Source organism: Halomonas sp. Ps84H-12 (assembly GCF_024124725.1).
GTDB lineage: Bacteria > Pseudomonadota > Gammaproteobacteria > Pseudomonadales > Halomonadaceae > Vreelandella > Vreelandella aquamarina.
Window position 1 is genome coordinate 1 of the sequence record NZ_JAMXSJ010000016.1, and the last position, 16624, is coordinate 16624.

Genomic DNA, 16624 nt, shown 5'->3' on the forward strand with positions numbered 1-16624 from the left:
TTTCTCTCGACCGCCGTCAAGCAAGGGGTAGCGGCGCATACCGCACTGGAGCAACTGTTTGCGGGGGAGGTGCCAGCCTTCATGCAGCAAGAAGCCCCGACTCAGCCAACCGGTGCTGAATAGTTACTAATCGATTAGGCTATCCCTCGCGCCCGCTGCCCTTGGTAGCGGGCGCTTTTTTATACCGAACTACAAGCTGCTAGGATGTCACTCTGACCACTGAACCAAGCGAGCCGATATGTCTTCTGCCTTTGAACACACCCTTGCCGCTATTGATGCGCTTCATGCTCAAGACCCCCGGCCAACCACTCTCGCAGATGGCACTTCTCATCCACAAGAGCTTATCTATGCCCAGCGTATGAGCCGGTGGCTAGAGCGACTGCAGGAGACGCCGAGCGAACTGTTGCGCATTGCCGTGCGCGCCCAGCATCTGCAGCGCTGGCAGCTGCCGCGAAGCGATTACCCAGAAGGTCGTATTGGCTACTTAACTTGGCGGCGGGACCAAAGTGCCCAGGCAGGCGATACCACGGCAGCGATCATGGAAGAAGCGGGCTATTCCCAAGAGGAGGCCAAACGCGTCGCCAGCATGATTCGCAAGCAAGGCTTGGGCCGAGATAGCGATGTTCAAGCCCTAGAGGACTGCGCCTGCCTAGTGTTCTTGGAAAACTACTTCGCCGATTTCTCCCGCAAGGTGGAGCACGACCACATGGTGCGCATTGTGCAAAAGACCTGGGGCAAGATGTCGCCGCAAGCGCATGCGCTAGCCCTGACGCTGCCCATGAACGACGCCTGTGCAACGCTCGTCAAAGAGGCGTTAGACAGCCACTGAGATGCCCCATCAAGATGCACCGCCGCAGTAGCTGCGGTAAAGTAGCGCTATCCCCTATCCGCTTCCAGCAGTGACGGCTCAACCTCCTATGATTGCATCCTTGGATTCTCGCACGGCCCCTTTCAAACGAATTGGCAGCCACTACGTGCGTTTTATCGAAGACCTCCGCGCGCGCGGGTTCGAAGGTGAAATAGCACCGGATTACGCCAACCGCACTGTGCTGGCGACGGATAACTCGATTTACCAGCGCCTTCCCCAGGCGGCGGTGTTTCCGAAACACGCCGAAGACTTAGAGCGCCTTGCCAAGCTCGCCTCCGAGCTGCCCCACCGGGATATCGTCATGACCCCAAGGGGCGGCGGCACCGGCACCAACGGCCAGTCGCTGACCGATGGCATCGTGGTGGATGTCTCCCGCCATATGAACCAAATCATTGAGATTGACGTGGAAGCCCGCCGGGTGCGGGTACAGGCAGGCGTGGTCAAAGACCAGCTCAACGCCGCGCTGAAGCCCCACGGGCTGTTTTTCGCCCCCGAACTATCGACATCGAATCGCGCCACCATTGGCGGTATGATCTCTACCGATGCCAGCGGCCAGGGGAGCTGCCAGTACGGCAAAACTCGCCACCACGTGTTAGAGCTGGATACCGTCCTTCTCGGCGGCCAGCACTTGCATAGCCGCCCACTTAGCGCAGAAGAGGAGCAGCAGGCGCTGGCCCAGGAAGGCGTGTTGGGCAAGGTACACCGCACCGCCGCGACGATTATCGACCAACAGCGCGAACTGATTGAGGCAAAATTCCCACCGCTCAACCGCTGTTTGACCGGCTACGACTTGGCGCATCTGCGCGAAGAGGGCCAGCTCAACCTGAATAGCCTGCTGTGCGGTTCGGAAGGCTCCCTGGGCTTTTTGAGCGAAGCCGTGCTCAACGTCTTGCCGATCCCCAAGCACTCCACGCTGGTCAACGTGCGCTACCCGAGCTTTATGGATGCCTTGCGGGATGCCAAAGCGTTGATGGCCAGCAGCGCGAAGCCAACGTCCATTGAAACCGTGGACGACACCGTGCTGCAACTAGCGATGGAAGACTTCGTTTGGGACAGCGTGGCGGAATTTTTCCCGGCGGGCAGCACGCCCATTCAGGGCATCAACCTGATCGAGTTCAACGACGATGACCCGGAACAGCTCGCAGCGCGTGTAACAGCATTTACCCAGCACCTGAGCCAGGATGCCACTGTGGAGCGGCTAGGCTACACCCTGGCGGAAGGCCGCTCGCAGATCCAGAAAGTCTACGCCATGCGCAAACGCTCGGTGGGCCTGCTGGGTAACGTTCAGGGGGAGAAACGTCCGCTGCCGTTCGTGGAGGACACCGCCGTTCCGCCGGAACATTTGGCCGACTTCATTACCGAGTTCCGCGCCGCGCTGGATGCGCGCAAGCTCTCCTACGGCATGTTCGGCCATGTGGATGCGGGGGTGCTACACGTTCGCCCGGCGCTGGATATGAAAGACCCCGCCCAGGAAGCGTTGATTCGCGAGATTTCTGATGAAGTCGCTGCGCTCACCCAGAAGTACGGCGGGCTGCTGTGGGGCGAACACGGTAAAGGCGTGCGCTCCGAGTACGGGCCGAAGTTTTTCGGTGAGCTTTACCCCTGCCTGCAGCAGGTCAAGGCGGCCTTCGATCCGCACAACCAGCTCAACCCTGGCAAGATCGCGTCACCTTCTGAAATTACCACGCTGATTGCGAAGGAGAGTGACCCGGAACTGCTCACCGTCGATGGTGTTCCTATGCGAGGCCAGCTCGACCGCACCATTGACGAGCGGGCCTGGCAGGCCTATGACGCAGCGGTGTACTGCAACGGCAACGGCGCTTGCTACAACTACGATGTGGACGACCCCATGTGCCCCTCGTGGAAGGCCACCCGCGACCGCCGCCACTCCCCTAAAGGCCGCGCCAGCTTGATTCGTGAGTGGCTGCGCTTGCAGTCGCAAGCGGGCATCGACGTGGTGGAAGAGTCGCGCAAAAAGAAAGCCGAGCGCAGCTGGGGCTTTATTAAAAGCTTCCCCAAGCGGGTGATGAACACCGTTAGCCGCCAGCAGCACCACGACTACTCCCATGAAGTCTACGACGCCATGGCGGGCTGCTTGGCGTGTAAGTCCTGCGCGGGCCAGTGTCCGATCAAAGTCAACGTACCGCAGTTCCGCTCACAGTTTTTAGAGGTGTATCACGGCCGCTATCTGCGCCCGCTGCGGGATTACGTGATTGGCGGCACCGAATTTATGCTGCCTGCGTTAACCAAGATGGCTCCGCTGTATAACGCCGCACTTGGCCAGCGCTGGATAGAGCAACTGATGCAGAAGGGGCTCGGCATTAGCGACTCCCCCGCGCTCTCTCGCGCCAGCGTGAAAAAGCAGCTGCGCGCCTGGGGCATTGCGGAAGCCACGCCCACATCGCTTGCGCTACTCACCGAGCAGCAGCGGGCCAACAGTGTCGTGATTGTGCAAGATGCCTTCACCACCCACTTTGAAGCCAAGCTGGTGATGGATGTGGTAGAGCTGCTAGCGCGGCTGAACCTGCGCGTGTTTGTCATGCCGTTTTCCGCTAACGGCAAGCCGCTGCACGTACAGGGCTTTTTAGGTGCCTTTGAGCGCACGGCAGAGAAGCAAGCCAAACGCCTTCGCGCGCTTAGTGAGTTTGAGGTGCCCATGGTAGGCATCGACCCAGCCATGACGCTGACCTACCGCCAGGAGTACGTCAAAGCGCTGGGCGGCGATAAGGTGCCGAACGTACTGATGCTGCAGGAGTGGCTAGCGACCCGCGTCAACACCCTCGCCCCCGGCCAGCCAACGCTCAAAGACCCAGGCTTTAAGCTGCTTTCCCACTGCACCGAAAAAACCAACGCGCCGGGCAGTCCAAAAGCGTGGCAGCAGGTATTTGCAGCGTTTGGTTTGCAGCTAGAGCTGGCCACCACGGGCTGCTGCGGTATGTCCGGTACCTACGGCCATGAGACCCGTAACGTCGCTACCTCGAAAACGATCTACGCTCAGTCGTGGCAGCCACAGGTGGAAGCCGAAGAGAACAGCGGTAAGCTACTGGCCACCGGCTACTCCTGCCGCAGTCAGGTGAAACGCTACTCGGCGCAAACCCTGCCCCACCCGCTGCAAGCTCTGCTGACCAGTATCAAACAGGCCAGCCGCTAACGCGGCTGGCCTGCTGGGGCTTGCTGATATCCGTGTGGGCGTTTAGAAAAACAGCCGCTTGAGGGCCAAACCAGGGTCCTCTTCGCGCATAAACGCCTCCCCCACCAAAAAGCCATTGACCTCGTGGTCACGCATTAGCTCTACGTCATCACGCGTGTGAATGCCGGATTCGGTAATCACGGTCACGCCTTCAGGGATACGCGGCAGCAGGTCCAAGGTGGTATTCAGGCTGGTGTCAAAGGTGTGCAGGTTGCGGTTATTGATACCCACCAGCTTTAGGTTCAGCGCCAGAGCCCGCTCTAGCTCCTCTGCATCGTGAACTTCCACCAGCACATCCATCCCCAATGCGTTGGCCTGCTGGTTCAGGTCGCGCAACTGAGCGTCATTGAGCGCCGCCACAATTAATAGGATGCAGTCCGCACCGATGGCACGCGCTTCGGTGACCTGATAACCGTGGGTGATAAAGTCTTTGCGGATCACCGGCAGGTCGCAGGCATCGCGAGCGGCAATTAGGTAATCCTCGTGACCCTGGAAGAAGTCGGCATCAGTCAGCACGGAAAGGCACGCTGCGCCGCCCTGGGCGTAGCTTTTTGCAATATCCGCTGGGTGAAACTCTTCCCGCATCACGCCTTTAGAGGGCGAGGCTTTTTTCACCTCGGCGATCACTGCTGCGTCGCCTACCGCAATACGCTGATTCAATGCATCAATAAAGCCACGGGGCGCGCTCTGCCTCTCCGCCAGCGCGAGCAGATCAGCCTCAGATACCGCCTGCTGACGCTCAGCAACTTCCTGGCCTTTACGGGCCAAAATGCGCGTTAAAATAGTCGGCGTTGCCTGGTCACTCATTGGAAGTTTTACCCTTTAAAGACACTAGTGAAGTGCGAAAGCTCTCGGAGCTTCTCAAGCGGTAGTTTGGAGGCCTGGGCATCCTGGGCCACCATCACGCCCTCTTTCAAGCTATCGGCCACGCCCGCGCAGTAGAGCGCCGCCCCGGCGTTGAGTGCCACCATATCTGCCGCCGCTCCTTCACCGCTAAGTGCGGCTTTCACCAAACGCAGGCTATCTTCCGCGCTGGATGCTTTAAGGGTGGCGAGGCTTTGGCGCTCGATGCCCAGGGATTCCGGCGTAATGGTGTACTGGGTAATCTCGCCATCTTTTAGCTCTGCCACCAGAGTGGGCGCTGCCAGAGAGATTTCATCCAGTCCATCTTCAGAATGCACCACCATGACATGGCGGCTACCCAGCTTGCGCAATACCTCGGCCATCAGCGGCACCAGCTCCGCAGAATACACGCCCAACACTTGATTGGGCGCGCTGGCGGGGTTGGTGAGCGGGCCAAGAATATTGAACAGCGTACGCACGCCCATTTCCCGCCGTGGCCCAATGGCATAGCGCATGGCGGGGTGGTGGTTAGGTGCGAACATAAAGCCAACGCCGACCTGCTCAATACAGCGCGCCACTTGTTCAGGCTTGAGGTCGAGATAGATGCCGGCAATATCGAATAAATCAGCGCTGCCAGAAGAAGAGGAGACGCTGCGATTGCCATGTTTAGCCACATGGGCACCGCCAGCGGCGGCCACAAAACTAGACGCCGTGGACACATTAAACAGGTTCGCGCCATCGCCGCCGGTGCCGACGATATCCACCACGTTCTCGGTGTGTAGCTCGACGCGTTTCATTAAATCGCGCATCACCTGGGCGGCGGCGCTAATCTCTTCAGCGCTTTCGCCTTTCATGGCCAGCCCCACCAGCAGGCCGCCAATTTGCGCGTCGGAGGCTTCGCCGGTCATGATTTGGCGCATCAGTGCGTGCATCGCATTGAAAGAGAGGTCTTCGCGGCGCATCACCGCGTTAATTGCGTCTCGCATTTGCATGAGCAGGAAAGCCCCTAAAGCGTATGAATTTGGCGATCAGCCGCGTTGTAAAAAATTGGCCAATAACGCATGGCCCTGGCGCGTGAGTATCGACTCAGGGTGAAACTGTACCCCCTCCACATCAAGGGTACGATGACGAAAGCCCATGATCAGCCCGGGCGTTACGTCATCCTCGGCGGTCCAGGCGGTCACTTCTAGGCAGTCGGGCAGGCTCTCCTGCTCAACGACTAATGAGTGATAGCGCGTCACTTCCAACGGGTTTTCCAGCCCGCTGAACACTCCCTGCCCACGGTGTACCACGGCCGAGGTTTTACCGTGCATCACCTGGGGTGCCCGCACCACTTTGCCGCCGTACACCTGGCCGATGGCCTGATGCCCCAGGCAAACGCCCAAAATAGGCAGTTTGCCCGCAAAATGCTCGATGGCCGCTAGCGAAATGCCCGCCTCGTTGGGCGTACACGGGCCGGGCGAAATCACCAGATGGGTAGGCGCCAGGGCGTGCATTTGCTCCAGGGTAATCTCATCGTTGCGGTAGGTCACCACCTCGGCATTCAGTTCACTAAGGTACTGGACGATGTTAAACGTGAAGCTGTCGTAATTATCCAGCATCAACACCCGTTGCACTGCCTGCGCTTGCGCCATCGCCCCGCTTACTCCATCACATAAATAAAACCGCACAGGCGAGATGATACCCCAACCCAGACGCTCCTTGCAGGGGCAGCGCGCGCTTAGTGGGGCTGCGACACTGCTGCCCGCTCCAGTCGGCAGGCGGCGTACTTGAACTCGGGTATTTTGCCGTAGGGGTCCAGGGCCGGGTTGGTGAGCAGATTGGCGGCGGCCTCGGCGTAGGCAAACGGCACGAAGACCATCCCATCGGGGATTTTATCGTCCACTCTGGCGGTCAGCGTTATTGTGCCTCGCCGCGTGGTAATGGTGAGCTTCTCGCCCGGTACTACCCCCAGACGGTTGAGCTCGCCCGGTGAGAGGCTGGCGACCGCTTCTGGCTCTAGGGCGTCGAGCACCTGAGCACGCCGCGTCATGGAACCCGTATGCCAATGCTCTAACTGGCGACCGGTGGTCAGTACCGTCGGGTAATCATCATCCACCGGCTCGTCCGGCGGTAGCGGGCGCGTGGGGGCGAATTTCGCCAGCCCGCCAGCGCGCGGAAAGGCGTCGCTAAAGACCACGTCCTGGCCAGGGGCGTCCTCGGCTGGGCAGGGGTACGTGACGGAGTTCTCCCGCGCTAGCCGCTCCCAGCTAATGTGGTTGAACGAGTGCATTCCCTGCTGCATTTCGGCAAACACGTCTTGCGGGTGCTGATAGCGCCAGCCCAGCCCAAAGCGGTTAGCGATCTCTTGGATGATCCACCAGTCCGGCTTGGCGTCTCCTGGCAATGGTAATGCCGCCCTGCCCAGCTGTACTTGGCGGTTAGTGTTGGTCACGGTGCCGTCTTTTTCGGGCCACGCAGAAGCAGGCAGAATCACGTCGGCGAACTGGGCAGTTTCAGTGATAAACAGATCCTGCACCACCAAATGCTCAAGCTTACCCAGCGCGGCGCGGGCGTGGGTAAGATCCGGGTCGGACATCGCTGGGTTTTCACCCACAATGTACATACCACGCACCTCGCCTGCGTGAATCGCATTCATCACTTCCACCACCGTCAGCCCAGGCTCATCGCTCAGCGGCGTGTTCCATAGCTCTTCAAACGCGGCGCGTAGCTGGCTATCGCCTACTGGCTGGTAGTCCGGCAGCACCATGGGAATCAGCCCCGCATCCGAGGCACCCTGCACGTTATTCTGGCCGCGCAGCGGGTGCAAGCCCGTGCCGGGGCGACCGGTATGGCCGCAGGCCAGTGCCAACGAGATTAAACAGCGGGCATTGTCGGTGCCGTGGGTGTGCTGAGAAATACCCATGCCCCAGAAAATCATCGCTTTCTCGGCGTTGGCGTAGCGGCGCGCCACCTCACGAATAGTGTCGGGGGCTACGCCGCACAGCGCGCTCATGGCCTCCGGTGTGCTGTGCGCCACGCTCTGCTTGAGCGCTTCAAAGCCTTCGGTGTGGGCGTCGATGTAGGCTTGGTTATACAGGCCTTCCGCGATGATCACGTGGAGCAGCGCGTTGAACAGCGACACGTCCGCCCCCGGTGTAAAGCGCACACTCATGCTGGCGTAAGCGTCCAGCGACTGCCCGCGAGGGTCGAGAATGATGATCTCAGTACCCCGCTTGGCTGCCTGCTTGAAGAACGTCGCCGCCACGGGGTGATTCACTGCCGGGTTGCAGCCGGTGAGGATAACCACGTCTGCTTCCAGCGCCTGCATAAACGAAGCGGTCACCGCGCCAGAGCCTAAGCACTCCATCAGCGCCGCAACGGAGCTGGCATGGCAAAGCCGCGTGCAGTGATCCACGTTATTGCTGCCAAAACCGGTACGCACCAGCTTCTGGAACAGCCACGCCTCTTCGTTAGAGCACTTGGCACTGCCAAAGCCCGCCAATGCTTTGGGGCCTTGCGCCTGCTTAATCGCCATTAGGCCACCCGCCGCGATTTCCAGCGCTTCGTCCCAGCTGGCTTCGTGGAAGTGGCTAAATGGATTGGCAGGGTCAAAGGTAGAGTCGAGCACCTTAGGAATACCCGGTAAGCGTATCAGCGGCTTGGTCAGGCGTGTCGGGTGGCTCACGTAATCAAACCCAAACCGGCCTTTCACGCACAGGCGGTTCTGGTTAGCGGGGCCGTTGCGCCCTTCCACATAGGCCAGGGCATCGTCGTTAATATGGTACGTCAGCTGGCAGCCCACCCCGCAGTAGGGGCACACGGAATCCACCTGCCGCTGGCTTTGAGAATCGCCCTGACCTGCGGTATTGACCACGGTGGCGGGCATCAACGCGCCGGTAGGGCACGCCTGCACGCACTCGCCGCAACCAACGCAGGTGCTTTGGCCCATCGGGTCGGCAAAATCGAATACCACGGTGGCGGCGGCGCCCCGCTGCGCCATGCCGATGACATCGTTACTCTGCACCTCGCGGCAGGCGCGCACGCACAGGTTGCAGGTAATGCAGGCGTCCAAGTTAACGTGCATCGCCGGGTGGCTGGTATCTGGCTGGCTCACCTTTGGCGCAGCCGCTGCATGGTTGACGGCTGCTTTACGGCGTGGCGGTAGCCACGACTTAACGGCCGCTTCGTCGACCGCTAACTGGTCGGCTACTTCCCAGAAGTGGCTGGAGCGGTCAGGGCTTTGGGCGCGGCTGGGCTGGTCGGCCATCAGCAGTTCCAATACCGTTTCACGCGCTTGTGTGGCACGGGGCGAGTGGGCGCTGCGCACCACCATGCCGGGTTTGGCCTCGCGGATACAGCTTGCAGCCAGCACTCGCTCGCCTTCCACTTCCACCATACAGGCACGGCAGTTGCCATCGGCGCGGTAGCCGGGCGCATCTTTAAAACAGAGGTGGGGAATGGCCTCTCCAGCGCGCTTGGCTACCTGCCAAAGGGTTTCTCCTGGGTAGGCAGTGACTTCTTGATCATCCAATACAATAGTGAACGAAGCGGTCATGGTGCACTCCCTTCAGCGGCATCGCTGACAATAATCTGCTGTTGGGCGAGCGCAGGGCGGAAATCCTTGAGTAGCCCCAATACAGGATTTGGAGCCGCTTGCCCCAGGCCGCAAATCGAGGCGTCCTGCATCACTTGTGCCAGTCGAGTGAGCGCCTGCACATCCCATGTGGGTTGCTCTAGCAAGCTGAGCATTTTCTCGCTGCCTACCCGGCAAGGCGTACACTGCCCGCAGGATTCATCGGCAAAAAAAGCCAGCAGATTGGTGGCCACCGCCTGAAGATTGTCTTGCTCAGAGAGCACGATAATCGCCGCTGACCCAATAAAACTGCCGTGCGCCTGCAGCGTGTCGAAATCCAGCGGCACATCGGCTTTACTGGCGGGCAGAATGCCACCCGAGGCGCCGCCGGGCAGATAAGCGACCAGCGTATGCCCTTCCGCCATGCCGCCCGCATACTCCTCTATCAACTCGCGCAGCGTGATGCCTGCTGGCGCCAAGTACACGCCGGGCTTGTTCACTCGCCCGGAGACAGAAAAACTGCGCAGGCCTCGTCGACCATTGCGCCCATGCCCAGCAAACCACTCAGCCCCTTTGTGCCAAATGGCAGGAATCCAATAAACGGTTTCAACGTTATTGACCAGCGTGGGGCGGCCCAACAGCCCCTGCTGGGCTACGTAAGGCGGGCGGTGGCGCGGCTTACCCGGTTTGCCCTCCAAGGATTCAATCAGCGCCGACTCCTCACCGCAGATATAAGCGCCCGCACCCCGGCGCATGATGATGAATCCAGGCGCGACGATGCCCGACTGCTCAAGCTCTGCAATCGCTTCATGGAGCACACGGTGAAGGCCGGGGTATTCGTCGCGCAGATAGATATAGAGCGCCTCGGCCTCTATCGCCCAAGCGCTGACCAGCGCGCCCTCAAGAAACTGATGCGGCGCGCGCTCTAAATAGTAGCGGTCTTTAAACGTCCCCGGCTCGCCCTCATCAGCGTTAATCACGCAGTAGCGCGGCCCGGCGGCTTGGCGCACCGCCTGCCACTTTTTAAACGTAGGGAAGCCCGCGCCTCCCAAGCCTCGCAGGCCCGACGCTTCAAGTGCCTGCAGCACCTCATCAATGCTGATCTTACCGCTGCGCACATGGGCCAGTAACTGATAACCACCTGCCTGCTGATAGGCGTCAAGCCGCTGCCACAAAATCGCTTCAGGATGAAAGTGGCCGGTATCCACCACGGCTTCGACGCCTTCTGCGGTGGCATACAGCACATGGTGATGGCCCACTTCTGCCACCGGCGCGCTATCGCAGCGGCCCATGCAGGGCGCACGAATCACCCGTACACAGCCAGGATCGACGCGGGCTTCCAACGCTTTGTGTAGCGCACTGGCCCCCGCTAATTGGCAGGAAAGAGAATCACAGACGCGAATTGTGGTATCCGGCGGGGGCGCTTGGTGGTCGTGCACCACATCGAAATGGGCATAGAACGTCGCCGTCTCGTACACCGCTGCCATGGGCAGGTTCATATAGGCTGCCAGGGCGCGCAGTTCCACAAGCGATAAGTGGCCGTGGGCATCCTGAATGGCGTGTAGATGCTCTATCAACAGGTCGCGACGCTTTAGGCTTGGCGTCTGGCGCTCATCGCCTAACAGGTCACGCAGCGCCGCCAGTGCGACAGGCGCTACATCACGCCCTTTAGGGTACCCGCGGCGGCGAGAGGACATACCATTTTGAGAGGTCATGACACGCTATCCAGAAAGCTGTTCAAAAGAGTGATTTAAAAAAAGCTACGCTTGTCAAAAGAGGACTAGGCTTAGGGCTAGGCGAACATAGATAGTAGCTATTTTGTCCACCATGTCGTTATTAAGCGGCATTTTTTTAAAGCATAGAGGTTAACAGGCGTGGGTGAAACCACTTCGTTTGCAGGAGTTGGCACTACGCTTTGCTCTAAAGCAAAGCGCGGCAATGGCTCTAGCAACAAAGCAGGACACTCTTTATGATTTGCCGTCATTTTAATAGGTTAGGAGCGTGGTATGGACAAGCGGACACCCTGGATAATCACGCTCTTATTAGTGGCGACATTCATCACCCCCCAGGCATTCGCGGCCACTTCGATTAAAGTGATAGCGTCATTTTCGGTCATCGAAGATTTAGTCAAGCGTGTCGCAGGCGATGATATCAGCATCACGACGATTGTACCGGTGGGCGATGATGTTCACCGCTGGGAGCTGACGCCCCCTAACGTACTTGCAGTGGAAGAGGCCGATATTGTGTTTTACAACGGCCACGGGCTAGAGCCATGGATCCGTCATGTAGAAGCGATGGCCAACGACACGCTAACGCTAATGGCTCTGGCCGAAAGCGCCAACTATGCGCCGCTGACGATTCCAGTGGGTCAGCATAAAGGCAATCCGGACCCCCATATGTGGATGGACCCCAAAGGAGCTGCCGCTTATATCGAGGTAATCACTCACACCCTAAGCGTACGCTATCCCGACAAAGCAGCCGCTTTTCAGGCTCGAGCGGTGCAAGCCAGGGAGGCGCTTGCCCTACTCGACCAGCAGATAAAAGAGCGCCTGGAGGGGATTCCGCAAACCAATCGTATACTCACTACCAGTGAAGCGGCTTTTGGCTATTTTGCCCACGCTTACGGCTTTGAGTATGCCGCGATTTGGGGCCTAGGCAGCGAGACACTGGGCAGCGCCCAGGCTATGGAAATCATGAGCAAACGCTTAACCGACAAACGTCCGCCCGCGCTGTTTTATGAAAGCACGACGCCCTATATCCATATGGATGCCCTAGCGCGAGAGGCTGGCCTTACGCTAGCAGGCCCGCTCTATGTGGATACGCTGAGTGATAGCGATGGCCCCGCCTACAACTACCCGGCAATGCTGCGCCACAATGCCGAGCTGTTGCATGAAGCGCTGGGAGGTGCCAGGGCCGAGGAGTAGGCGCTAGCTAACCAGCTCGCGAAGCGATGCCACTATCAGATCCGGGTGGCTCTGCTCGATGGGGTCGCCGTGGTTATAGCCATATGGCAGTGCCACCGTCGTAAAGCCCGCCGCCTTACCCGCCGCGATATCATGGCGAGAGTCCCCCACCATCACGCTCGCCGAGGGGGCAATATCCAGCGTATGGGCAACATGCAGAAGCGGCAACGGGCTGGGTTTTTTCTCGGCTAGCGAGTCGCCGCCCACGGTAGACGTGAACAGCGCCAGCACACCAAAGTGGCTTAAAATAGGCGCAATGAACCGCTCGGGTTTATTGGTAATCAAGGCCAGCACAAAACCCGCCTCATGCAGCGCATGAAGCGCTTCAGACGCGTCCGGGTAGAGTTTGGTTAATGCATTGGGCGCGGCCCCGTAATGGCGCATAAACGCTTCGTAGGCGTTTTGTTGCAACGCTGCCTCCGGTGCGGCGTTGAGTGCCCAGGACAGCGCTCGCTCTACCAGTACCTGTGCGCCGTTGCCCACCCAATCGCGCACCTGATCTTCACTCGGCTGCGCCAGCCCAACTTCTTGCAGCGCCCGCTGCACGCCAACGGCCAAATCGGGCACTGAGTCGATTAACGTGCCGTCTAAATCAAAGGCGATTAACCGCTTTCCTTGCAAAATGGTATGCACGCGTGGCCTCACTTATGTGCTTAGGCTGCTAGTTGGCAACAGTGTCGATTAATTTGATCATCTTACCTACTTAGTTCTTCGTCATACACCGCATAAAGTTCTATGCTGTGGCTATATTTGACAAGGAGAGAGTAATGGCCATTCCCCGAATTGTGATTGTGGGCGGCGGCGCGGGCGGGCTAGCCCTAGCCACCCGTCTTGGACACACGCTAGGTAAAAAAAAGCGCGCTGAGATTGTCCTGCTTGACCGCAACGCCACCCACGTATGGAAGCCGCTGCTGCATGAGCTAGCCACCGGGGTGCTAAACTCCAGCATGGATGAAGTGGATTATCGCGGGCACTCCTCAGCCCACTACTACCGCTACCAGCGCGGCTCGCTCAACGGTCTTGATCGGGAACAGAAGGTCATTCACCTGGCACCTATTGAAGATGAAGATGGCGTGGAGGTACTGCCCGCCCGCCAGCTCACTTATGACTATTTAGTACTGTCACTTGGCAGTATCTCGAATGATTTTGGTACCAAGGGAGTCGCAGAGCACTGCCACTTTATTGACTCTCCCCAGCAGGCCAAAGCCTTCCAGCGGGATATGATTAATACCTTCCTGCGCTATACCGACCCCAATTTGCGCCAGCACACCCAACTCACCATTGGCATTGTCGGCGGCGGTGCAACGGGGGTGGAGCTTTCGGCGGAATTGTTAGACGCCTCGCGCCTGCTCAATGCCTACGGCGTCACGGCTGTTGATCACCAAACCATTAGCGTGCATTTGATTGAAGCGGCACCGCGCCTGCTCCCCGGCTTATCTGAGCGCATCAGCCAAACCGTTCAGCAAGAGCTGGAGAGCATGGGGGTCACCGTACATGTGGGCACGGCAATTCAAGAAGCTCAGGAGTATCAGCTGGTCACAGGCGACGGTGAGGTGATCGAAACCGATCTCAACGTATGGGCCGCTGGCATTAAAGCGCCGCCGTTTCTTACTGAGCTGGGCTTAAGCACCAACAAGCGCAACCAGATCAACGTCAAGCAGACACTGCAGAGCGTAGACGACCCGCATATTTTTGCAATGGGCGACTGCGCTTGCTGCCCCCAAGGCGATAATGCAACGGTGCCGCCTCGCGCTCAGGCCGCCCATCAGCAGGCCAAGCTATTGGCTAAAAACCTGGAGCATTGCCTGGAGAAGAAGCCGCTGCGCGAATTTCACTATCGCGATCACGGCTCGCTTGTATCCCTGGCCCGTTACGACGCGGTAGGCAACCTCATGCGCAGCTCCGCCTCTCGCGGGCTTTTTCTGGAGGGCTGGCTGGCGCGCCAAGCCTATGCATCGCTCTACCGCATGCATCAACTCTCTATTCACGGTGCGCCAAAAACCGGGCTTGCCTGGCTGGTGGATAAATTGAACCGCTACCTCAAACCACGCATGAAACTTCACTAAAGACATGCAAAGGCGGGAGATCTACCCTAATACCATTCAATTAAGCATAATTAGCAGTTATGGGAGAGAGCTTCAGCTCGCGACAGGGGCTCGGCTAAGGCGCCTAGCGGCGCCATTCGCCCGCTAAAGCGGCCTCCCACTCAGGCTTACTCAGCATAATGGGTAGGTAAACCCGATAACTATCAGCGAACCTTGGCCAGCTCCGCGCGCATCTGCTGAATCACGCTGTCGTAGCCGTGGGGGTCGCTTGCCTGGTGGGCGTTAAAGATCGCTGAACCCGCTACAAAGGTATCGGCACCGGCGGCGGCGATATCCGCGATATTGTCGACTTTGACGCCACCATCAATCTCCAAGCGAATGGGCAAGCCCGAAGCGTCGATACGCGCACGTGCCTCACGCAGCTTGTTCAGCGTGCCGGGGATAAACGACTGGCCGCCAAAGCCGGGGTTGACGCTCATCAGCAGCACCATATCAACCTTATCCATCACGTAATCAAGATACGAAAGCGGCGTGGCCGGGTTAAACACCAGCCCCGCTTTACAACCACCATCACGAATCAGCTGCAGCGCACGATCAATATGCTCGGATGCTTCGGGGTGAAAGGTAATGTAGCTGGCCCCGGCATCAATAAAATCGCTAATCATGCGATCCACCGGCTTCACCATCAGGTGCACATCAATGGGTGCCGTCACACCATGGTCGCGCAGCGCCTTACATACCATCGGCCCAATAGTCAGGTTCGGCACGTAATGGTTGTCCATGACGTCGAAATGAACCACATCGGCGCCGGCCGCCAGCACGTTATCAACCTCCTCGCCCAGCCGCGCAAAGTTAGCGGAGAGTATCGAAGGGGCAATCAAAAAATCCTGTGCAGCGCTCATGAAGGGGTCCTCAGGTAATAAAAATAAAGGGGCCATCTTACCAGAGCCACACACGAAGCCCTATTACACGTGACGGCCATGCAGCACGCTTGCCGTCAGTGCATATCCTTAAACAGATATTTCCAAATAGAATATAAAACACAATTGTAATTCCACAATCCTAGGTTTAACCTTAGCGACATCGCGACTAAATCGCCCCCAGAATTAAGGAGTCTGCAATGACGCTATCCTCTGCATTCCGTACTGGCCTTCGCCGTAGCCTACTGGCCGTTGCCGTTGGCACCGTCGTTTCTGGCATGACCTTCTCCAGCGCCGCCGTCGCCCAGGAGCGCGAGCTACTGAACTCCTCCTATGACATCGCCCGCGAGCTGTTCGCCGCGATTAACCCGGAGTTCCAGGCGTGGTGGGAAGAGGAGCATGGCGAAGAGATCGCTATCAGCCAGTCCCACGGTGGCTCCTCTGCCCAGGCGCGCGCCATTATGCAGGGCCTACGTGCGGACGTAGTGACGTTTAACCAAGTCACCGACGTTCAAGCACTAGCCGATGCAGGCTTGGTGGCTGAGGATTGGCAGGATGCGTTTGAGAACAACGCTTCGCCCTACTACTCCACCACCGCTTTCCTGGTGCGCAAAGGCAACCCGAAAGGCATCGAAAGCTGGGATGACCTCGTTAAAGAAGACGTACAAATGGTCTTCCCGAACCCGAAAACCTCCGGTAACGGCCGCTACACGTACCTGGCTGCCTGGGGCTTCGCCGAGAATGAATTCGACGGCGATGAAGAGAAGATCCAAGACTTCATGCGCACCTTCCTGCGCAACGTAGCGGTGTTCGACACCGGCGGTCGCGGTGCCACAACCAGCTTTATCGAGCGCGGCATTGGCGACGTACTGATCAGCTTTGAGTCTGAAGTGAACAACATCCGCAGCGAATACGGCAGCGATGACTACGAAGTAATCGTCCCGCCGGTGAGCATTCTGGCGGAATTCCCGGTCGCGGTGGTGGGTGAAAACGCCGAACGTAACGGCAACAGCGACTTAGCCCAAAGCTACCTAGAGTATCTCTACAGCGAAGATGCCCAGCGTCAGCTGGCAGGCTTTAACTACCGTGTCCATAACGACACTGTGGTAGAAGAGTTTGCCGACCAGTTCCCCGACACCGAGCTATTTGAAGTCGAAACCGTGTTCGGCAGCTGGGAAGAAGCGATGGAGAACCACTTCGAAGGCGGTGCTCTGCTTGATCAACTGCAACGTCGTTAACG

General features: G+C 58.7%; 12 protein-coding genes. 5 read left to right on the forward strand and 7 right to left on the reverse strand.

Going from position 1 to position 16624, the window contains the following annotated elements:
* Positions 1-238: 238 nt before the first annotated feature.
* Positions 239-829, forward strand: coding sequence for a DUF4202 domain-containing protein (locus NH344_RS09370; RefSeq protein ID WP_253027825.1), 591 nt, complete (start codon positions 239-241; stop codon positions 827-829).
* A gap of 88 nt (positions 830-917) precedes the next feature.
* On the forward strand, positions 918-4019 hold the full coding sequence (locus NH344_RS09375; RefSeq protein WP_253027826.1) for an FAD-binding and (Fe-S)-binding domain-containing protein: 3102 nt from the start codon (positions 918-920) through the stop codon (positions 4017-4019).
* A 42-nt stretch (positions 4020-4061) separates the two neighbouring features.
* Here NH344_RS09375 and trpC read toward each other — a convergent pair whose 3' ends face one another.
* From trpC to NH344_RS09400, 5 genes are all read right to left on the reverse strand, one after another.
* Positions 4062-4865: an indole-3-glycerol phosphate synthase TrpC gene (trpC, locus tag NH344_RS09380; RefSeq protein ID WP_044628136.1), complete on the reverse strand. Its 804-nt coding sequence runs from the start codon at positions 4863-4865 to the stop codon at positions 4062-4064.
* 8 nt (positions 4866-4873) lie between these two features.
* Positions 4874-5893: an anthranilate phosphoribosyltransferase gene (gene trpD, locus NH344_RS09385; protein WP_044628137.1), complete on the reverse strand. Its 1020-nt coding sequence runs from the start codon at positions 5891-5893 to the stop codon at positions 4874-4876.
* Positions 5894-5929: 36 nt separating this feature from the next.
* A complete protein-coding gene (locus NH344_RS09390; protein ID WP_058577632.1) occupies positions 5930-6535 on the reverse strand; it encodes an aminodeoxychorismate/anthranilate synthase component II in 606 nt (201 codons plus the stop codon).
* A gap of 86 nt (positions 6536-6621) precedes the next feature.
* Entirely contained in the window at positions 6622-9438 is a 2817-nt protein-coding gene (fdhF, locus tag NH344_RS09395) for a formate dehydrogenase subunit alpha (RefSeq protein ID WP_253027827.1), read from the reverse strand.
* Positions 9435-11171, reverse strand: a complete 1737-nt coding sequence (locus NH344_RS09400) for an NAD(P)H-dependent oxidoreductase subunit E (RefSeq protein ID WP_253027828.1) — start codon at positions 11169-11171, stop codon at positions 9435-9437. Before NH344_RS09400 ends, fdhF begins: the two co-directional genes overlap by 4 nt.
* Positions 11172-11462: 291 nt before the next feature.
* Here NH344_RS09400 and NH344_RS09405 point away from each other — a divergent pair, with 291 nt between their 5' ends.
* A complete protein-coding gene (locus NH344_RS09405; RefSeq protein WP_230834735.1) occupies positions 11463-12380 on the forward strand; it encodes a zinc ABC transporter substrate-binding protein in 918 nt (305 codons plus the stop codon).
* 3 nt (positions 12381-12383) lie between these two features.
* Here the strand turns inward: NH344_RS09405 and NH344_RS09410 are convergent, their stop codons facing one another.
* Entirely contained in the window at positions 12384-13052 is a 669-nt protein-coding gene (locus NH344_RS09410; RefSeq protein ID WP_044628195.1) for a phosphoglycolate phosphatase, read from the reverse strand.
* A gap of 134 nt (positions 13053-13186) precedes the next feature.
* Here NH344_RS09410 and NH344_RS09415 point away from each other — a divergent pair, with 134 nt between their 5' ends.
* A complete protein-coding gene (locus NH344_RS09415) occupies positions 13187-14485 on the forward strand; it encodes an NAD(P)/FAD-dependent oxidoreductase (protein WP_044628196.1) in 1299 nt (432 codons plus the stop codon).
* Between the two features lie 182 nt (positions 14486-14667).
* Here NH344_RS09415 and rpe read toward each other — a convergent pair whose 3' ends face one another.
* Positions 14668-15366: a ribulose-phosphate 3-epimerase gene (gene rpe / locus NH344_RS09420; protein WP_044628197.1), complete on the reverse strand. Its 699-nt coding sequence runs from the start codon at positions 15364-15366 to the stop codon at positions 14668-14670.
* Between the two features lie 218 nt (positions 15367-15584).
* Here rpe and cysP point away from each other — a divergent pair, with 218 nt between their 5' ends.
* Entirely contained in the window at positions 15585-16622 is a 1038-nt protein-coding gene (gene cysP, locus NH344_RS09425; RefSeq protein ID WP_044628198.1) for a thiosulfate ABC transporter substrate-binding protein CysP, read from the forward strand.
* Positions 16623-16624 lie beyond the last annotated feature (2 nt).

Excerpts from the sequence above, each read along its gene's own strand:
- NH344_RS09370 (WP_253027825.1), top strand. The coding sequence starts at position 239 with ATGTCTTCTGCCTTTGAACACACCCTTGCCGCTATTGATGCGCTTCAT.
- NH344_RS09375 (WP_253027826.1), top strand. The coding sequence starts at position 918 with ATGATTGCATCCTTGGATTCTCGCACGGCCCCTTTCAAACGAATTGGC.
- trpC (WP_044628136.1), bottom strand. The coding sequence starts at position 4,865 with ATGAGTGACCAGGCAACGCCGACTATTTTAACGCGCATTTTGGCCCGT.
- trpD (WP_044628137.1), bottom strand. The coding sequence starts at position 5,893 with ATGCAAATGCGAGACGCAATTAACGCGGTGATGCGCCGCGAAGACCTC.
- NH344_RS09390 (WP_058577632.1), bottom strand. The coding sequence starts at position 6,535 with ATGGCGCAAGCGCAGGCAGTGCAACGGGTGTTGATGCTGGATAATTAC.
- fdhF (WP_253027827.1), bottom strand. The coding sequence starts at position 9,438 with ATGACCGCTTCGTTCACTATTGTATTGGATGATCAAGAAGTCACTGCC.
- NH344_RS09400 (WP_253027828.1), bottom strand. The coding sequence starts at position 11,171 with ATGACCTCTCAAAATGGTATGTCCTCTCGCCGCCGCGGGTACCCTAAA.
- NH344_RS09405 (WP_230834735.1), top strand. The coding sequence starts at position 11,463 with ATGGACAAGCGGACACCCTGGATAATCACGCTCTTATTAGTGGCGACA.
- NH344_RS09415 (WP_044628196.1), top strand. The coding sequence starts at position 13,187 with ATGGCCATTCCCCGAATTGTGATTGTGGGCGGCGGCGCGGGCGGGCTA.
- rpe (WP_044628197.1), bottom strand. The coding sequence starts at position 15,366 with ATGAGCGCTGCACAGGATTTTTTGATTGCCCCTTCGATACTCTCCGCT.
- cysP (WP_044628198.1), top strand. The coding sequence starts at position 15,585 with ATGACGCTATCCTCTGCATTCCGTACTGGCCTTCGCCGTAGCCTACTG.